The 17,903-nt window shown below is 56.4% G+C and carries 10 protein-coding genes; 1 reads left to right on the top strand and 9 read right to left on the bottom strand.

The window, feature by feature from the left end; translation table 11 throughout:
- The 9 genes from C7455_RS19500 to C7455_RS19460 form a co-directional block, all read right to left on the bottom strand.
- Positions 1 to 793 (bottom strand): IS5 family transposase gene (locus C7455_RS19500; RefSeq protein ID WP_425450657.1). Its coding sequence is split into 2 segments (ribosomal slippage), with 794 coding nucleotides annotated over them: positions 1 to 457 and positions 457 to 793; the frame shifts between segments, so codons are not numbered across the junction. This gene is flagged as partial in the annotation.
- A gap of 73 nt (positions 794 to 866) precedes the next feature.
- A complete protein-coding gene (locus C7455_RS19495; protein ID WP_109671109.1) occupies positions 867 to 1,496 on the bottom strand; it encodes a sulfotransferase family 2 domain-containing protein in 630 nt (209 codons plus the stop codon).
- Positions 1,493 to 4,180 carry an O-linked N-acetylglucosamine transferase, SPINDLY family protein gene (locus C7455_RS19490; RefSeq protein WP_211315528.1) on the bottom strand — a complete coding sequence of 896 codons (2,688 nt, stop codon included), beginning with the start codon at positions 4,178 to 4,180 and terminating at the stop codon, positions 1,493 to 1,495. Before C7455_RS19490 ends, C7455_RS19495 begins: the two co-directional genes overlap by 4 nt.
- Positions 4,181 to 4,372: 192 nt before the next feature.
- Entirely contained in the window at positions 4,373 to 10,705 is a 6,333-nt protein-coding gene (locus tag C7455_RS19485; protein WP_146200056.1) for a beta strand repeat-containing protein, read from the bottom strand.
- Positions 10,698 to 11,159: a hypothetical protein gene (locus C7455_RS20005; RefSeq protein ID WP_146200055.1), complete on the bottom strand. Its 462-nt coding sequence runs from the start codon at positions 11,157 to 11,159 to the stop codon at positions 10,698 to 10,700. The genes C7455_RS19485 and C7455_RS20005 overlap by 8 nt, the downstream gene beginning before the upstream one ends.
- A 650-nt stretch (positions 11,160 to 11,809) precedes the next feature.
- Complete coding sequence (locus C7455_RS19475; RefSeq protein WP_109671104.1) at positions 11,810 to 13,120, bottom strand: HlyD family type I secretion periplasmic adaptor subunit; 1,311 nt, start codon at positions 13,118 to 13,120, stop codon at positions 11,810 to 11,812.
- Positions 13,121 to 13,129: 9 nt separating this feature from the next.
- Complete coding sequence (locus C7455_RS19470; protein ID WP_245904435.1) at positions 13,130 to 15,346, bottom strand: type I secretion system permease/ATPase; 2,217 nt, start codon at positions 15,344 to 15,346, stop codon at positions 13,130 to 13,132.
- Between the two features lie 36 nt (positions 15,347 to 15,382).
- Complete coding sequence (locus C7455_RS19465; RefSeq protein WP_109671101.1) at positions 15,383 to 16,771, bottom strand: TolC family protein; 1,389 nt, start codon at positions 16,769 to 16,771, stop codon at positions 15,383 to 15,385.
- 11 nt (positions 16,772 to 16,782) lie between these two features.
- The gene (locus C7455_RS19460) at positions 16,783 to 17,187 is read right to left on the bottom strand and encodes a hypothetical protein (protein ID WP_146200054.1); all 405 of its coding nucleotides are present in this window, start codon (positions 17,185 to 17,187) and stop codon (positions 16,783 to 16,785) included.
- A 318-nt stretch (positions 17,188 to 17,505) separates the two neighbouring features.
- Between C7455_RS19460 and C7455_RS20395 the strand changes: the two genes are divergently transcribed.
- A partial coding sequence (locus C7455_RS20395) for a hypothetical protein (RefSeq protein WP_211315527.1) occupies positions 17,506 to 17,903 on the top strand: 398 nt, incomplete at its 3' end.

Here is a 17,903-nt window from a genome sequence, read left to right as displayed (position 1 = left end):
ACAACCACCAGCGGCCCCATGCCGCCCATGGCGGACAGCCGCCCGCCGTGGTCTACTTCAACGCAACCCAAACCGATCAGCAGGTCCAGGCAGTAGCTTAAATCACCCTCGGAATCTGTCCAAGAGTTGGGGAGTAGCTCAATCCTGTTGCGCCGTTTGTAGCGGCGCTTGTCGTATCGGACGGGCTTGCCGCGTGACGTCCGGTCCGGGATGCAGGGTCTTATCCCTTTGCCCTTCAATGCTTCCCTGAACCAGTCGGCGTCGTAGCCCCGGTCGGCGATCAACCATTCGGCGGCGGGCAGGCTGTCCAAGAGGGCCGCCGCTCCGGTGTAGTCGCTGACTTGGCCCGCGGTCATGAAGAACCGCAGCGGTCGGCCCATCGCGTCAGCTACGGCGTGCAGCTTCGTGTTCAAACCGCCCTTCGTGCGGCCGATCAGCCGCCCGCGCTGATTGTCTGGCCCCCCTTTTTCGCCCGCAGGCTCGAGGCCGTGCGGTGCGCCTTCAGGTAAGTTGCATCGATCATGACAACCTTGTCCTCGCCGCCTTCGGAGGCCAGCCCCACCATCATACGGGCAAAGACCCCCATGTCGCTCCATCGCTTCCGGCGGTTGTAGAGGGTCTTCGGTGGACCATACTCGCGAGGCGCATCGCACCACCGCCACCCATTGCGGTTGATGAAGATTATGCCGCTCAGGACGCGCCGATCATCGACGCGCGGCTTGCCATGGCTCTTCGGGAAGAACGGCCGGAGCCGCTCCATTTGCTCTTTTGTCAGCCAGAATAGGTTGCTCATCACCACCCCCGTCAGTTCGGGAGCTTGAATCATTCAGCCGCAGCGGTTTCAAGCAGATCAATAGGTCCTGACCCTAGCTATAATCTGAAAATTTTTTAAAATCAGCGCTGTAGGCCGAACGGATAATCTCTCGGGAAGTTTCTGACAGCGTCTCTTTGGCCCCGCCGACGCGTGAATGCGACTTATTAACGTGTGGCAGTTCAACCGCACCGAGCGCCGCCTTTTCGGCAATTTCTAACCATGCTTGTTTGAGACTTTCGAGTCGATATACTGCATCGAGGCCGGATTGTCCGGCAGGGCTTTGAAGGTAGTCGACCTGCGGCCTAAAAAACCAGTGGCTCGGGTGCGTCGGCTTCAGGATAGAGGTCAGGTTTTCTTGCACAAAGGCATTCAGACCCTTGTGCTCAAAAAGGTTTAGGTAGTGGTATAATGACACTAGACGGTCGTACGGGTTGCGCACGACCGCGAACTTGAAATAGTTCCGATAGAGCGCGTTGCTGATGTAGCAATTGTTCACATATTCCTCCAACAGCAGGTGCGCCAAGCGCGGCGGCGCAATTTCACCCTCGACTCGGGGACGCAGTAGCAAAGGGGCGCGGTTTTTCCAGGTCAGGCCCATTGCGTTCAGAAAGGCGTGCTCGATGCTTTGGCCGCCGCACTTAGGTATATGTACAAACAGCGTTTGGTGATGGTGAGAGATCATTTTTTCCCCTGCGCACTCGCCGGCCGATCCACGAACGCCAACGCTGCTTGCCTCTGCGCGTCGATCGGCGAAACTCCGCAAAACGTCATAAGCCTGTCGAACTCAGCAGACGGTGCAGCCAGCAACTCCGGATATCGCACCAGATGAAACGGCGTCTGGGAATTCACAAGATGGTCGAACAAAGCGCGGTAAAGCACTTCAGCGCCTTGCTGGCCCAGGCCGGGCAACCAGTTGCGGCGGACCCGGGTCGCTTCGATGTCCTCATGTGGGCGTAGCACGCCAACGAGGCGGACCTCAAACAAGGCACACAGCTCTTTCAAGAATAGCGACGCCAGGCCATGCTTGAGCATAAGAGGCGGTGCTTCGGGTGCACGCGAGATGGCTTGGCTCAGGACTTCATCGCGAAACTGGCAAAGACGTTGTAGAGCCACCAACGGTGTGGTGAGTTTCCGGAGTGTCTGCTCCGAGGCCAGTTCCCTTAATACCCCCTGGAAGGCCTTCATCTCGTAGGTCGCGCTTGTTTGTGGGTCATTGACCTTCACGTACGGACCCGGTGCCTGAAGCCCGGCGTTTGCGAGCATTCCCGCCACAGCTGAAGTTCCACTACTCCAAGGGCCACAAACCAAGACCATGGGTATCTTTTGTTCACTTCCATTCGTGCACTTCGACACCTTGCTTGCGGACCTTACGGCGGATGCAACCAAAACCAGTTCGGAATTGCACAGACGCTCTGATTTAACATCAGATCTAGCTCGCGAAACACTAGTCAACTGAGCGCTACTATTATTTTGCGGTGCCGCCAGCGCCAGAGTGCAGTGTTGTTGCGGCAGACCCTGACATGCCCTGTCCACCGCAACCCGATAAGCCAGTTCTAACTGCCGCGTTCGTGATGCAGTGTCAAACACCGACCTGATCTGGCCGTGCTCCATAAGTTGCTCCCGCATAGCGTCTAATGCGGCGGGATTGTGCAATAGCTCTACTGCCCGAGAGACGTAGGCGTCCGGTGTTTTGCAAACCATGCTGTCAAGCCCTGCCGCGCGCAGCAACCCCGCGCTCACGCGGCTGGCGAAGTTGTTGCCCTCCATCGCCAGGACAGGGACGCCGGAAAACAGTGCATCTGCCGTCGAGGTATGGCCACCGTAGGGCCAAGGATCCAGCATCAAGTCACAGCACTGTATCCTTGCCAAATGCAAAGCGTGGGGAAGCTTCGGTGACGCCAGTATCCGCGACACCGGCACCCTTGCCTTCTGTGCTGCCTGTGCGATCGACTTGCGCGCCGCGGGACCTGGGTCAAGCATCCACAACATCGAATTTGGCACATCCCGCAGAATCTGCATCCATGTATCCCAGACCTGCTGATGCACTTTGTTGATCGCGTTGAACATGCCAAGGATCTGCAGCGATGGATCTTCGGGTAGGCTGACCTCTTTCCGGGTCGGCTTTGGAGCACGCTTGAACATGGCATGATCATTAGCCTGATACGTCGGGTGAAGCCGTATTACTTTCTCCGGATAAAGCCGTTCCGCGCCGACAGGCACCGTGTGTTCATCACCAATGACGTAGTCGACGACTCGGCCACCTACACTGCCCGGCCATCCGAGATAATCGATCTGCACCGGTGCAGGCCTGTGGCGCAGGATGCCCATACGGTGCGCACGTGTCGGACCGTTTAGCTCGATCAGAACATCAACCTGATGCGATCGGATCAGATCCGCCGCAGCCTCGTCGCTTAGCGCAGCAACCGAGTGGATGTTTTCGAACTGCTGCTCTACATCCTTGCGCAGCTGCGATCCATCATCCCAGCCGCTGCAATACATGAACAGCTCAACCTGCGACCGATCGTGATGGCGCAACACGCCCAAGATAAGCCGTGCCGTCGGATGCTCGCGGAAGTCGCTCGATAGATACCCAATCCGTAGCCTGCGGCCCGTAAGGGGCTCAGGTTCGGGCGAGGGCCGGATCGGATCAGGGAGGTTCCGCTTCGACCACAGATTCAGTACCTTCAAGTTCAAGGCCTCATCGTCACACCACAAGAGATGCGTTCTTGGCGCTTCATTGATCTGCTCGATAAGACCTGCGTTATATCCCGCCCGCAATTGATCCGTAAGTTCAGCAACGAGATGCCAATCCGCTGTCACTTGCGCAATATAGAGAAGCGTGGCCGCATGTTCGATTGGCCGCCCCATGGCGGCGAACGCAACGCGGGCGGCGTTTAGAGCCACTTCCTGATCACCGAAACGCACTAATAGATTGGCAGCTCGCAACTTTTGCAACGGTTCCGCCGCATCGGACTCAATGATCACACGCATAGAAGCCTGACTGCCAATCCGATCACCCAAGCGGTCTTGTAAGGAACCCGCAATCAAAGTTGCCTCAATCGGCGCGTTTTCAAGCGACTGCGCATGCAGGCATACGTCAAGAGCGAGTTTTGGATGATGGTCGATCACCGATTTGGCCAGAAAAAGCAAAAGCTGCCCCATGGGCAGGTTGGTCGCCCCAAATCGGGCAGCAACACGCTCGATTTCAGCGACCGCCGCCGAAACGCCCGTTGCCTTTAGCATCTCGAGCGAATCTCCAAGCAATTCCTGCGCCGATGCAACCCGGCGCTGACCAGAAAGTACCACTGCCTTTACCGGCTTTGAATGTTTCGGGGTCTGTTTGTGGCGCGGTTTGCGCTTAGCCATGGGGAATTACATCTTCATAACGAAGGACGCGCGCCAGAGAACAAAGGTACCTGTTAGGGCAAAGAAAACCGACGGCTGCGTCATGAACTGAAAAAGGGGGGATTGATCCCCCTTTTCCAAAACCAAGATTGTGGCGACGGCGCGGGAGCCGCCGCCACAAAAAACCAGTCTTCGCAGTCAGACCAACTCGAATTAATCGAAGATGATGCTGCTGTTCAAGGCTGCCTGCCATCCATCATACTCCGCCAGACCGACCAATCGAATAGATCCATCGAAGGCACTGGAGGTGATGATGACGTCGTTGAAGTAACCATCGTCACCAAGAGCCAACGACGTCTCGTCCGTGAAGAAGACAAGATCAGACAGTTGGTTCACACCCGCATAAGCAGAGAAGTCGAGATAATCGATCCCATTGGTATCGACGCGGATCGCATTCGCGTTGAAGCCACCGATCACCACTTCACCGATATCGTCACCAACGAACTGGAACACTTCGCTGGCATCATTGCCTTGACCGTCGTCAGGACGATCACCCGACGTGATGTTCAGATTGAGGTTGATATCGACCGGGCTACTGTCGTCAACGATTTGAGTTGCCTGAATGACCTGATCAAAGGATGATCCATCAGCTTGGCCCACGATTACGATATTCCCGCTCCCAAACCAATTTACAGAACTTACACCCATCTCGCTGGCAATGGTTGAGTTATAAGTTTCATTCCACGGGCCGAAGTGAGTGCCATCAAACTTGGCCCACTGAACTTCGAAGTCAACGTCGCTCCCGGAAATAACATCAATTTCACGCACGCCATAGGTTTGCCCAGAAACTGTGGTGAAACTTATCGTGTTGTTTTCGTCGTTACTAGTGGTGTCATCAAAAGGTGTGATCGTTTGGATCCTTGCAACAGGCTCTAAATCAAGCCCGTTGCCCAACGAGAACCAACCTTCCTCACCGAACCAGTCGCTAGATGCATTTACCCCGTCATAGTACCAATCAGCATCATTCGATCCATTCGGCCCAAAGCTCGACGACTGAGCGTTGTAGATCAGATCGCCCGTTCCGACCCGCACAAACACTGCACCGGCGAAAACAGCGCCTACATTCACGACATATGTACCGTCGTCGATGTCGCCCGCAAAACCGAAGGTACCTTCTGGGTTATATGCTTCCGCACCACCGGCTCCAAAACTTCCCGTCATACCGGACAGATCGAGGGTGAAGTTCCCGTCATCATCCGAGCCCATCGTATCGAAGAAGTAGAGCTCTGCATTGGTACCCGAGACATTCAACGTATGCATCTCAGTCGTATCATCAAAGATGCCGAAGATATCACCAGAACCAGTGCCGTTGGAGTTGGCGGTAACGGTTACAACATTCGCACCCGAGACGTCATTCATGAAGATGTCGACGAGCGAGCTGACATTGTTCGCCCCGACGACATCCAGGCCAGCGGTGATCGTCACCGTTTCGCCCAAGGTTACCTCTGTGCTGTCCTCTCCATCTACAAAGAAGTCGACATCATTACCGGCTGCAATCGAGATGTTGCCAGTGGTTACGAACACATCGCTGTCTTCGCCAAAAACAGAGTTGTTAACGATGTCGAAGTCAACGTCGGAACCCGAAACGATATCGATCGTATCAACTGTGATATTCACAGTCGCCTCAGCAGCTCTACCGAAGGCGGAAGCGTCGTTATCCACGATGGAGAAGTCAACATTCGACACAGCATTCATGGCGACCGCACCAACTGTTATATTAACAGTAGCATCGGCGTCGGATCCAAATGATCCAACCTGCGCAAAAGCCGAGTTGTCACTTACACTAAAGACAGCGGACCCACCAATCGCATCATCCGAGGTTCCGATCGTAACTTCGCCCACGTTGATGGTAACGGTGGCAGAACTATCCGATCCGAAAACATCAGCATCGTTAGTGTTATTAGTGTTAATTGTGAAGACAGCATCGCTGCCCGCAGTAATCGTCACGTCAGAGACGTTGATCTCTAGTGTAGATATGTCACCGAAAGAGCCATTAGCATCGTTGTCCGAGATCTCGAAGAAGACGTTGCCATCAGCAGCGATGTTGACCATCTCTCCTTCTGCCATAGCAACGTTGATTGTTACAGAAGAGTCATCCGAGGCGTCATTCCCAAGGATACGGAAATCTGCATCGCTACCAGAGAGCGAAACAGCACCAACCGTGATATTCATTTCGGAGCCGTCACTTGCGCCGTTTTGGCCAATTTTAAATTCGGCCTCATCCAAAGTTGAGATTAGTGTAACAGAACCAACCTCAATGTTCACCGTTGACTCGTCACGAGCATCGTTAAAGTCGATATCAAAATCAGCATCATCACCAGCACTGGCAACAACGTTACCGACGGTGATGTCCATTATCGAGTTGTCAGTTGCACCGTTGTTATCGATTTCGAGTTCCGCGTCTTCGGTCGCGGAAGTAAGCGTAACATCGCCAACATTAATTGACACAACCGACCCATTTCTCGCGTCGTTGTCTTCGATATCGAATTCGGCATCATCACCAGCACTGGCAACAACGTTACCGACGGTGATGTCCATCTGCGAGTTCATATCTGCTTCGTTATGGTCGATCTGGAACACAGCTTCTGCATCACTTCCGTCCGCACTCATCGTCACATTACCGACGACGATTTCCAAGTTCGAACGTGCGCTTGAAAGGCTGTCAGTAATATCGAAGATCGCATCACCGTCAGAGCCAGACGTAGTCAACTCTACGTTGCCAACCTCGATTGCCATCGTTGAGAGATTCACGGCCTCATTGTCGTCAATTTCCAGGTCAGCATCTGAACCGGCATCAACGTCAACGTTGCCCATAACAATATTTACAGTCGTGCCGTTGATGGCTTTGTTGTTGTCAATTTCGAAATCCGCATCACCCGCGGCAACGACAGTAACATTCCCAACGCTGATGTTTGTCACCGAACCGTCACTCACGGCACCGTTGTCAACATTCATCTCAGCATCGCTACTGTTCGAAAGAAGAGAAACGTCACCGACAGTAATCGTGGAGCCAGCATTGCTCCTGATATCCATATCGGCATCGCCAGCACTTTCAATGTTTACCGAACCGATATCTATGGTTGTGCCAACATTGTCTCCAATCGACAGCTCCGCGTCACTGGTGTCGGAATACAGATTAATCGAACCAACATTGAACGCCACGGTGTCGTCATTGTCGCTCAAGAACACATTGATTTGGCCACCAGCAGCCACATTCAACGAGGTCAGCGTCGCGTTTCCTACGCCGAGGTTGAACCTGACGGAACCATCGTTGTCGTTGAAGCCATCAGCCACGGTGAACGTACCATCCGTCCACGTGCCTGCACGGTCCGAAACGACAGTGGGTGCGTCTTCACCTGAACTGTGCGCGACGCTGGCTTCGATCGTGATGCTGGTGGCACCCTCGACTGTCAGACGGCCCGCATTTTCACCGTTGCTTGCATCGAGATCGAAGTGATCCCCCGACTGGATCAGTGCGTCAGCGGCCATCCCCTGAATGGTGAAGTCGATTTGACTGTCTTCACCTGCGCTGCTGTCGACATCGCCAAAGAAGATCTCGGAAACATCGCCCTCGAAACCCGACACATCCAGATCAACCGATCCGTTGAGATCGAAGGCGTTCAACAGTTCCAGACGATCAACCGTGCCGGTCACCGGCAATTCGGCAGCGTCAAACGCGTTAAGCCAGGTTTCATCGCTGGTTACCGCAAGGTCGTCTTCGCCAAACCCGATCACGTCGAGCAACTGCTCGGCAGTGCCATCGAGGATGCCGAGGGTATTGGTCCCGTCACCCAAGGCAACAGCGCTTCCCTCAGCCGTCAAGGACGCCCAAGTTACGTCGACATGATCGTCGCCTTCACCGGTCGTGACGGTCACCGTCGCATCCGTTGCTGCCGCCACATAATTGTCGCCACCAGCAGATGTCACAACCACATCACCGCCGCTGGTTGCTGCAAGTATCGAGTCGTTGCCGCTGCCGGTCGTGACGGTCACGTCAGCGTCGAAGAGTATGTCTGCGTCTGGATCACCGGATACGGCAATAACGATATTGTTGCCGCCGCCCGCATCTACGGTGATCTGGCGTGCGACATCATTGCCTCCTTCACCAGCGAAAGCATTGATTACATCGTCTCCATCCAGTGTCGTGATATCAACGTTGCTGTCGACAGAAACCGCAATCACACGGTTATCGCCTGCACCTGCGTTGATCACAACATTGCCATCGGCCTGGACATTAATGTCATCATTGTCTTCCAGCGTGGTGACATCAACATCGCCTAAAGCAAACACATCGATGTCGTTCACACCTGCACCGGCGTTGATGACGACATCCGCGCTAGAGGTGACGCCAATGGTGTCATCACCATCGAGGGTCGTTACTGTGACGTCGCCAACAGCGTTGGCTCTGACCGTGTTGTCCCCGGCTCCAGCGTCCACAGTCAGGAAGCCTTCAGCGAAGGAAAAATTGTTCCCAAGCTCGATGGTATCGTCACCGGACCCAGCCGTCACGGTCGTGCCAAGGATACCCGCAGCCGTATCGATGTTTCCGATCACAAGGCGGTTGTCACCTTCGCCCATGTGAATCTCTGCCACGGCGACGGCGTCCGTCAGCTCAAAATCATCATCGCCAGCGCCGCCGGCAATGGTTTCAAGGAGACTACTGGAGGAGAACACAGACAGACCGCCCGTGCTGTTGGATGCGTCGATGACTTCGAGGCTGGAGAAGTCGAGAGCAGCGTCAGTAAGATCGACTGCCGCGCCAGAGGTCGTGATCGTTGTGACCGTATTTTGGTTATCGAAACCCTCCACCAGAAGATCGCGGCCACCCGAGAAATTCAGTGTCTCGTAGCTTGCGTTCCCGGTGATGCGGACAACGTTGTCGATTGGACCAGTGGAGACCACGTTCAAGGTTTCAATGGCTTCACCGTTCTGAAGGTCGACACGAAACTGAGCGCCAGCGAAGCCGTAAAAATCATTTCCTCTTGCTGCAGACAGCGTCAGCGTCGTTTCATCTGCGTCACCCGAGGCCAGACCTGCACTATACCTGAGCTCAAGCTCTTGGTTTGTGTTGTTAAGCTCGGCATCAACCAACGCAGAGAAGCCTTCAAACTCTGCAGATCGAGTATTGGTTCTGGGCAGCGTATTGATCAGCGCGATGACCTCAAGGCCATCCATTCCAGCTACAGACCACAGGTCATCATAGTTGGTAGTAACTTCCAGTCGCTGGATGTTCGTGGTCTGCGGCAACAGGCCCGGATCGTCATCGGACTTGTACAAAGAGACGCGGAGCGTGTTGTAGCCTGCGCCCCCATCAAGGACGTCATCACCTGTCGCGCTGGCGGACGGGTTATCATTATCCAGCCCCGCACGACCAATGAAGATATCGTTGCCGTCGCCACCGACAAGGAAGTCAGAGCTGTCCGTCAGAACAAAGATCTGGCCGAAAACAGTAAATTCGTCAGCGAACGTGGCGCCGATCAGCCCCAGCGCATCAACCTGCTCTTGGGTGAACTCCGTACCGGTGACAACGATGTCCGATGCCGCACCGATCACCGCGTCACCCGCGTTCAGAATGGCGGTTGCGGTATCCTTGATCGTGAATTCACCGTCGAAGACACCGGTTCCAACGAGCGACGCCGCCTGAGCAACCGTTATGTCAGCAAGAGGAACGTCGGTTGTGATCGAGAGATCGTTTACATTGACCTTTTGGGACCCGTGAACAATCAGGGCTTGCTCAACCGTCTCAACAATAACGGTCAGTTCGCTGGAGTTGCCGCCGGTCACCGAGTTCAGTTGGGTGAACTGATCAAAGGTGAGAATGGCGCCGGAATTGATCTCGATGATACGAATGCCCGACAGCGCGCCAGTCGGCAGCGCCGTGAAGTCGACTGTGCCACCCTGCACTGCAATCGTGGTGAAGCCGGAGAACGTGCTGTTTGCAGACAGAACCACGCTGTCCTCAACATGCGCGAAATCAAACGTCAAAGTACCCGACCCTGTCGCGGTCACAGTCACGTTAGAAAGAATGTCCGGCCCGTTTGTCAGATCCGCAACCGAGATAACCGCGCCAGACGACGCGTTGGAAATCCGAACTACATCCCCAGTCTGAGTGATCGTAGAAGTTGTCACCTCGACAGCGGAGCCGCCGCCACCGCCGCACGCTGCGAGAGACAGCAGCATGATCGAAGACATCCCAGCCTTTTGGGCTTTGCTCGCCTTCTTGGCTGCCTCAGACCATTTTTTCAGCACCGAGTTACGGGCTTCGATGCCTGCCGGGACCTCAGCGCGCTCACCCGAAAGCGTGACACCCGAAATCATGCCGTCAATCGAGCCAGTCTTCACTTCCGAGTAGACGCCCTCAAGGCACTCACCGTCGAGATAAACTGGCGCAACGCGAACGGCTCCTTCGACAGCATACGAAGCAAACTTCAGTTCATCAGCTTCGCAGACAACGAACATCGCAACATTCTCGATTTTTTTAGCCATGGTTTAGGTCTTCCCTCTTTTGCATCGCATCGCAGCGGCGCTGCTCGGTCTTGTGGGTTAATGTCATCCAGACAGCTCGCTGGCCGCCCGGGTTAGCGTTGACCTCAGATACGAGATCGGCGGAACGCGCTTGATGCGCTTCCGCGAGAAAACTTTTTGATTTGGCTCCCGCCTCTGGCAACAGAGGCTGGGAAAATCGGTGTCGTATCCTTCGACGATCACTCGCACTAAGTTTCGGCGCATTCAGATTGCTCGCGATAGCCGAAACAGAGGGGCACACGTCATTCAAAGCTCTGATCGCCGAGGGCGGCGAAGCGAGATAGCTCGCGGCAATACCGTCCCTGCAAGACATCGGCTCGAAACGCTTGGCTACTGGAATGATGTCAGAAAGCAGTACAGTGCGATCACTGAACAGCCCCTGAAAACACCGCGGTATCCTAGAAACATTCTGCATTTACTGCTACTTTTGCCCGTTCGCGTTCGTTGTACTGCACACGTGATTTGCCTGAGAAATCAACCTGTGCAGTCATCTACTATGTCGACGCAATTCTCAGGTCTTTAGCGAAATTCCGAACTTATTTTTATAAGTTAAATTCGATGATAAAATCCGCAGGGTAATTTCATGTCCGCCATTCTCTGACGTGGTTCTGAGGATGCAGATCCAAAGTTTCTTGGACAAGCGGGATGAGCTGATTCCGATGAAGAAGAACCGTTTTACCGAAGCGCGTGTCATTGTTGCGCAGCGTTATGGAGGGGGCGGTAAAGGCGTGCCGTGCCGTCAGCCTGGTATCAGCAACCGAATGCTCATGAATTGGCATTCAAGGTATGGTGTCATGAGCTAACCCCTCATCCCTGGACAGGTTTCGGAGGAATTCAAGCTACTCCCTGCTGATGCTTAGATGCGGTTCATTTACACGACGGCGGGCGACGGTCCGCCAAGGGCGGCGTGGGGCCGCTGGTGGGTGTAGAAGCTGATCCAACGCGCAACTGCCGCCTTGACTTACGACCCGATTTTCCAGGCTTGCAGGTGGACGCTTGCATACGTCAGAGACCGCCATAGGCCCTCCATGAAGATGGAGTCCGACGCCTCGCTGCGCGCGCCCGTCAATCCCGCAGGGCCAGTTCCTGAACACGGGCGATCGGTTGCCAGATGTATTCCAGAACCGTGCGCTTGCCCGACAAGACATCGACCGTCGCAGTCATGCCCGGAATAAGTATGACCGGTTCGGTCTCACCTTCTAGGGTCAGCTCGCTCTCTATGGCCACCTCGGCAAGGTAATGGCTTTCTCCACTGCCCCCATCGGCGACCACAGCGTCGGCGCTGATGCTGGTCACCCGGCCGTCGACAGTACCGTAGCGCGCGGAATCATAGGCTGACAGCCGGATGCGCACGGCATCGTTGACGCGGATGCGAGAAATGTCCTGTGGGCGGATGCGGGCTTCGATGATCAATGCTTCACCGGTCGGGACCAGTTCCAGCACCACGTCGCCGGTATTCACATACCCGCCGGGTGTGCGGAAGTTCAACTGATTGATGATGCCTTCCATGGGCGCGCGTATCACGGTGCGACTGATGCGTTCCTGCAACATTGGCATGGACTCGCGCAGCTCGCTTTGTTCGGCAACGACACTGTTGAGTTCATCCACCGCGCGGAGCCTGTAATTGTCACGCGCATTCACGATCTCGGTCTCCAGTTCGACCATTCCCGATTGCGCCTGACTGATGGCGACGGCCGCGCGGTCCCTTTCGCCACGCGTACGCTCGAGTTCGCGCTGCAGTTCCAGCAACCGGGTGGCGGGCGCGATATTCTCACGGACCAGCGGCTCGACGACGGCAATCTCTTCCTCAAGGAACCCTGCGGTACGTTCCGACGTTCCAAGGCTGCTCTCGGCCCCGGCCATGTCTTGGCGGCGTTGCTGCAGGCGCTGCTCGAGCACCGATAGCTGGCCTGCCAGTTCCGCCCGGCGGGCAGCGAAAAGGCTTTGCTCGGTCAGAGCGACGGTCGGCGACACTGCGGCGAGATCTGGGGGGATGGACAACTCGGTCCCTTCGATCTCGGCCACAAGACGGAGTTCCTTGATATCCAAGGCAGCAATGCGTTGGCTCAGCCGGTTGAAGTCGCTGCTGGCATCGATCGGATCGATTTCGAACATCACGTCGCCTTCGGCCACGATAGTGTTCTCCGACACGAAGCGGCGCAGGATCACTCCGCCTTCGGCTGCTTGCACAAGCTGGTTCTGGACCGAGGAGACAATGCGCCCCTCGCCCCGCGTGACGTTGTCGAGTTCCGCCCAGTTGGCCCAGATGACCAGAAGTGCGATCAGCGCGACGATGGTGACAAGGATGGTCGAGCCCGCCAACCCCTCGCGGCCGGACATTTCGCGCGAGAGTCGTTTGAAATCGATGTCAGACATGTTCCTGCCCTACCGTGCCTGTGCCCGGATCTTGTCCGGCGTCGTGTCGGTGACAACAGCCCCGCGGTCGACGACCAGCACGCGATCGGCGAGATCCAGAAGTGTGTTGCGATGCGTGATCATCACCATGGTCTTTTTCTCAGACCAGACTTTCAACCGGTCGATCACGGCCCTTTCCGTCGCCGTGTCCATCGAGCTTGTCGGCTCGTCGAGGACAAGGATGCTGGGATCGTGGAGGAGCGCACGCGTCAGGTTGATCGACTGCCGTTGCCCACCGGACAACCCTTCCCCCCGCTCGCGCAGTTCCATGTCGTAGCCCTGAGGATGACCAGACACGAAATCATCGACGCCCGAGACCTTTGCGATGTTCAGCAAATGCGTGTCGTCATATTCGTAGAAGCCCATCTGCAGATTTTCTTTCACCGTGCCCGAGAAAAGCCAGGTGTCTTGCAGCATCACGCCGATGTTGCGCCGGACGTCCGACTTGTCGATCTGGCGCAAGTCGACACCGTCGATCAGCACGGCGCCTTCGCTGGGTTCGATCAGACCGGCAATGAGACGTGACAAGGTCGACTTGCCCGACCCCATGCGGCCGACAATGGCCACCTTCTGCCCGACCGGTATCTTGAGCGAGAGGTTGCGAATGATGGGGCTGTTCGCCCCCGCAAACGAATAGCTGACGTTCTTGAGTTCGATCGTTCCGTTCAGGTGGGGGCGGCTGAGCCTCGGCTGGATGTCATCCATTCCATCGCTGTCGTCTTTCATGACCGCAGACAGGGATCGGTAGGCCTGCCGTGCGGCATTGGCACGCGACATCGCGGCAGCAAGTTGGGACAGGGGTGCGAGCGTCCGCCCCCCAAGGATCACGGCGGCGATCATGGCCCCCATGGTGATGGTGCCGTCCTGAATCAGGAACACGCCGTAGAAGATCGTCGCGACCTGCGCGACCTGCTGGATCGAAGCTGCCGCATTGATGGCGAATTGCGACAACATCCGGCTGCGCAAGCCGAGGTCCGACTGGGCGTCGGACGCTTCTTCAAACCGCCGCCGCATCAGGCGGCCCGACCCGGTCGCCTGCACGGTTTCAAGTCCGTTCAGCGTTTCGACCAGCACGCCCTGCTTGGACATGTTGCTCTGCATAGAGCCCTCGGCAATGCGTGCCAGAAAGGGCTGGATGGCGAGGCCGGACAGAATGACCAAAGGCACGGCGATCAGGGGCACGAGCGCCAGCGGCCCGGCGATCAACGAGATCACCCAGATGAACAGGAAAATGAACGGCAGGTCGACAACGGCGATCAGGGTGGCCGAAGTGAAAAACTCGCGAAGCGTGTCGAATTCCCGCACGATACTGGCCATCGCGCCGGCCTTCTGGCGGTGCCCGTCAAGCTTCATGTTCAAGATCTTGTCGAAGATCAGCCGCGACATGCGGGCATCCGCGCGTTTTCCGGCCCGGTCGACAAACTGGGCGCGCAACGACTTGATGATGAAATCGAAGCCCAGGGCGATCACGACACCAATGGTCAGAGCAATGAGGGATTCGATCGCCTCGTTGGGAACGACACGATCATAGACGACCATGATGAAGAGAGAGGTCGAAAGGCCCAGGAAATTGGTTACGGATGCCGCGGCGATCACCTGAAGATACAGCCATTTCCCCTGAAGGAGCGATCCCCAGAACCAGTCGTTCTTTCCCTTCGGCTTGGCGGCGGCATGTTGTCTGCGGGCAAGGATCACGAACGGAGACAGGAGGTTTGGCAGACTGGACAGGTCGCAGGTCTCGTCCACACTGGACCCGTGGGACTCGAAGCGGCGCAAAAGGACGCCATCGGCAGGGTCGATCGACGCGACGACCACAGCCTCACCGCTTTTGAGAAATCCGATGGCTGGGCAGTGCGACGTATGAAGCTCTGCAACAGGCATCTCCCCGAAGCTTGCCTCGTACCCGACGTGTCGCAGGGCCGAGACCGCTGTCGCGGGGCCGAACCGCTCGCTTGTCAGCTCAGGCAGGTCCCGCACGGCACCCTCAGAGAAAGCAAGACCCGAGCGGGACAGGATATCCTGAACGGCCCGGATCAGCGTTTCCTCAGTCGGTGCGGGTGGCGCTGCACCGGGTTCTTCCATCCGATCTGGCTCGTCTTCCAGAACGATCTGAAGCTGCGCGTCACTATCGGCGGAAGGCGATTGTTCCACCATCGGAGTAGGAGACTTTCGTCTGGTAGTGAACACTTTGAACATTCCTTGATTGGTTCGCGGACGGCACGCTCAGCCTTGCGGCGACGTATCGAGGCCTATCTCGCGGGCGAGTGCGCCGGTGCGAGCCGCTATTGTGAGATGCAGCAACAGCCTCTGGGCCTGCATGGCGATCTGCTGATCACTGGACCGGTAGCTGTCCATCTCCGCATCCACAAGTTGGCGGAGGTTCGATTGACCGGTCGCAATTTGGGACTGGGCGGTTTGAGCTGCCGACTGGCTGAGGCGAATATTCTCGTTCAGCAGTGGCATCGCACGCTGGATGGCATCCAATTGGGCAATCGCAGCCTCCAGTTCGGCCTCGACGGTCAACTGGCTTTCGGCGAGTCGGGACGTTGCCGCGTCCAACCGGGCTTCGGCGGTCTCAAGCTGCGCGCGGCGGCGTCCGCCATCCCCGAACGTGTACTCGATCGCGACTCCGACACTGGTGTCGCTCGTATCTTCGTCGTCCATCGGCGAGCTCACCCCGGCCTGAAGCCGTGCGCGTGGACGAAAGGCTGCCGCGGCGATGGTCACTTCGTTGCGTGCAATGATCAGGTCGGCGGCTGCGCGGCGAAGGCTTGGGGCCTCTTGCCAGCGAGCCGCTTCTTGTCGCGCAAGGGCGCCAGGGATCAGGTCTTGCGGCCGGTCCACACGCGCATCTCGGACGTTATAGATAGCGGCGAACCGCACCTGAGCTTCGCGCAGATCTGCCTGCAACCGCGATTCTTCAAGCGAGATGCTGACGATCTGGCGCCGGGCGTCGTCAAGCATCGCGCGATCAAGCATCCCGTTCAACGCCATGCGTTCGATCTGCGAGAGGATCTCTTCCATTTCGTGCGTGCGGGAACGCAGAAGACCGAGACGTTCCCTATATTGCCAGACATCGATCCAGGCACGTGCAGCCTCAAGCGCAAGCTCATTTGCAACGCCTTGACGCTCGGCTTGCGCAGAGATCGCTTCGGCGGTGGCCTGATTGATCGTGGCCGCGCTTGCTCCTGCATCATAGAGCAGCTGCGAAACCGTAAGGTTGGCGGCAATGCCGCTGTCTGTCGATCCAAGGTCTCCGCTTTCACGGATGGCGCCGACGGTCCCGCTCGAATTCAGCTGAGGGCGACGGACGCTCGACGCTATACCGATGCCACTCAACGCTTGTTGCTCCAGCGAAAGTGCAACCTGGTAGCTTCGGCTCGTCTCGACGGCAGAACGCAAGGCCTGCGGAAAACCACCGTTGAGAGCGACCGCAGGACGAGTGTTGCCTGCTGGATCTGCAGCTGCCGCGAGGACCCCGGTTACGCTTTCTTGCATGTCGGCCAGCGGTTCGATCCGTGCCCCACAACCTGCCATCAAGGACAGTGATGTGCCCACCAACAAGGTGAGCCGAACCGCTGTGGTCGCGAAACCTTGGCGTCGATCATTCATGGGGAACCCCCTCACAGCTTGATTTCTGAATTCGATTGCGTTTGGAACGTCGGCAGCTGGATGCCGATTGCGCCGTAACCAGACGTGCTCTTGATCATGCCGAAACACTCCTCAAGCTCGCGCTGAAGCTCATCACTGAGGGCGAGCGACTTTCGGCTTTTCTTGTCGCCCTTGGTCACAAGAAACGTCCCCTCAGCGATCCGATCGCGGATGAAGTTCCGCATGGTCAGCCGGGTGCATTTCAGCGTCTGCAGGTTCTCGAGGTAGTCTTCGATTCCATAGCGTCCGTCGCCAGACAGCATGTGCACTATCAGTAGCAATTCCCAGGTCTCCAACCTTTGCAGGAATGGGCGCAGCATCTTGTTCGAACCGACGAGGCGCACCTTTATCAGTTCCTGGATGAGCAGCGTATCCACCTGCCCTCGCTGGACATTCATGCCAACCACCTGTTTCTCAGCACCTGAAGGGCACCCGATCTCGCTTACTTGCCGGTGGACTTTGTCCGATGGACGCCTGCTCTGCCGTCATTCAAAATCCAAGCGACACAATTCCATCGAGCACATAGAAGTGCTGCATGGCTCATGTCATCACCTACTCTGCGGATGTTCGCATCACATTTTCAGTAATTTATTAAAACACTATAATTTATGGTCTATTTTCTTATATAAATTATCCATTGGATCGTGGGGCCGAGCCACGTCATCCAAAGATAATTAAGCGCTGATAGTGACGCTTTGACCACCAACGGAAAAGAACAGAAATCTTGCGACACTATTCGTCGCGACATGGGGTCAAAAGTCGCTGATGAAACGATCAGAAATCACGCTGTCCGGGTGGGGCACCTGAACGTTAGATTTGGTCGTTCGTCAAAGATTGATCCGAACCTTGCTAAAAGGGCCCAAGAACCACGGGCGCAAGAAACAAGCCTCGCCCGTGCTGAACCTTGGCCAGAGCCCGAATGGAATGCCGACGCGGAAACCACATTAAGGATTGAGCTACTCCCCAACTCTTGGACAGATTCCGAGGGTGATTTAAGCTACTGCCTGGACCTGCTGATCGGTTTGGGTTGCGTTGAAGTAGACCACGGCGGGCGGCTGTCCGCCATGGGCGGCATGGGGCCGCTGGTGGTTGT

This window comes from Roseicyclus mahoneyensis (assembly GCF_003148775.1).
Taxonomy (GTDB): Bacteria; Pseudomonadota; Alphaproteobacteria; order Rhodobacterales; family Rhodobacteraceae; genus Roseicyclus; species Roseicyclus mahoneyensis.
The sequence above is the reverse complement of the archived record's forward strand: the minus strand, read 5'-3'. Positions and strand labels throughout refer to the sequence as shown.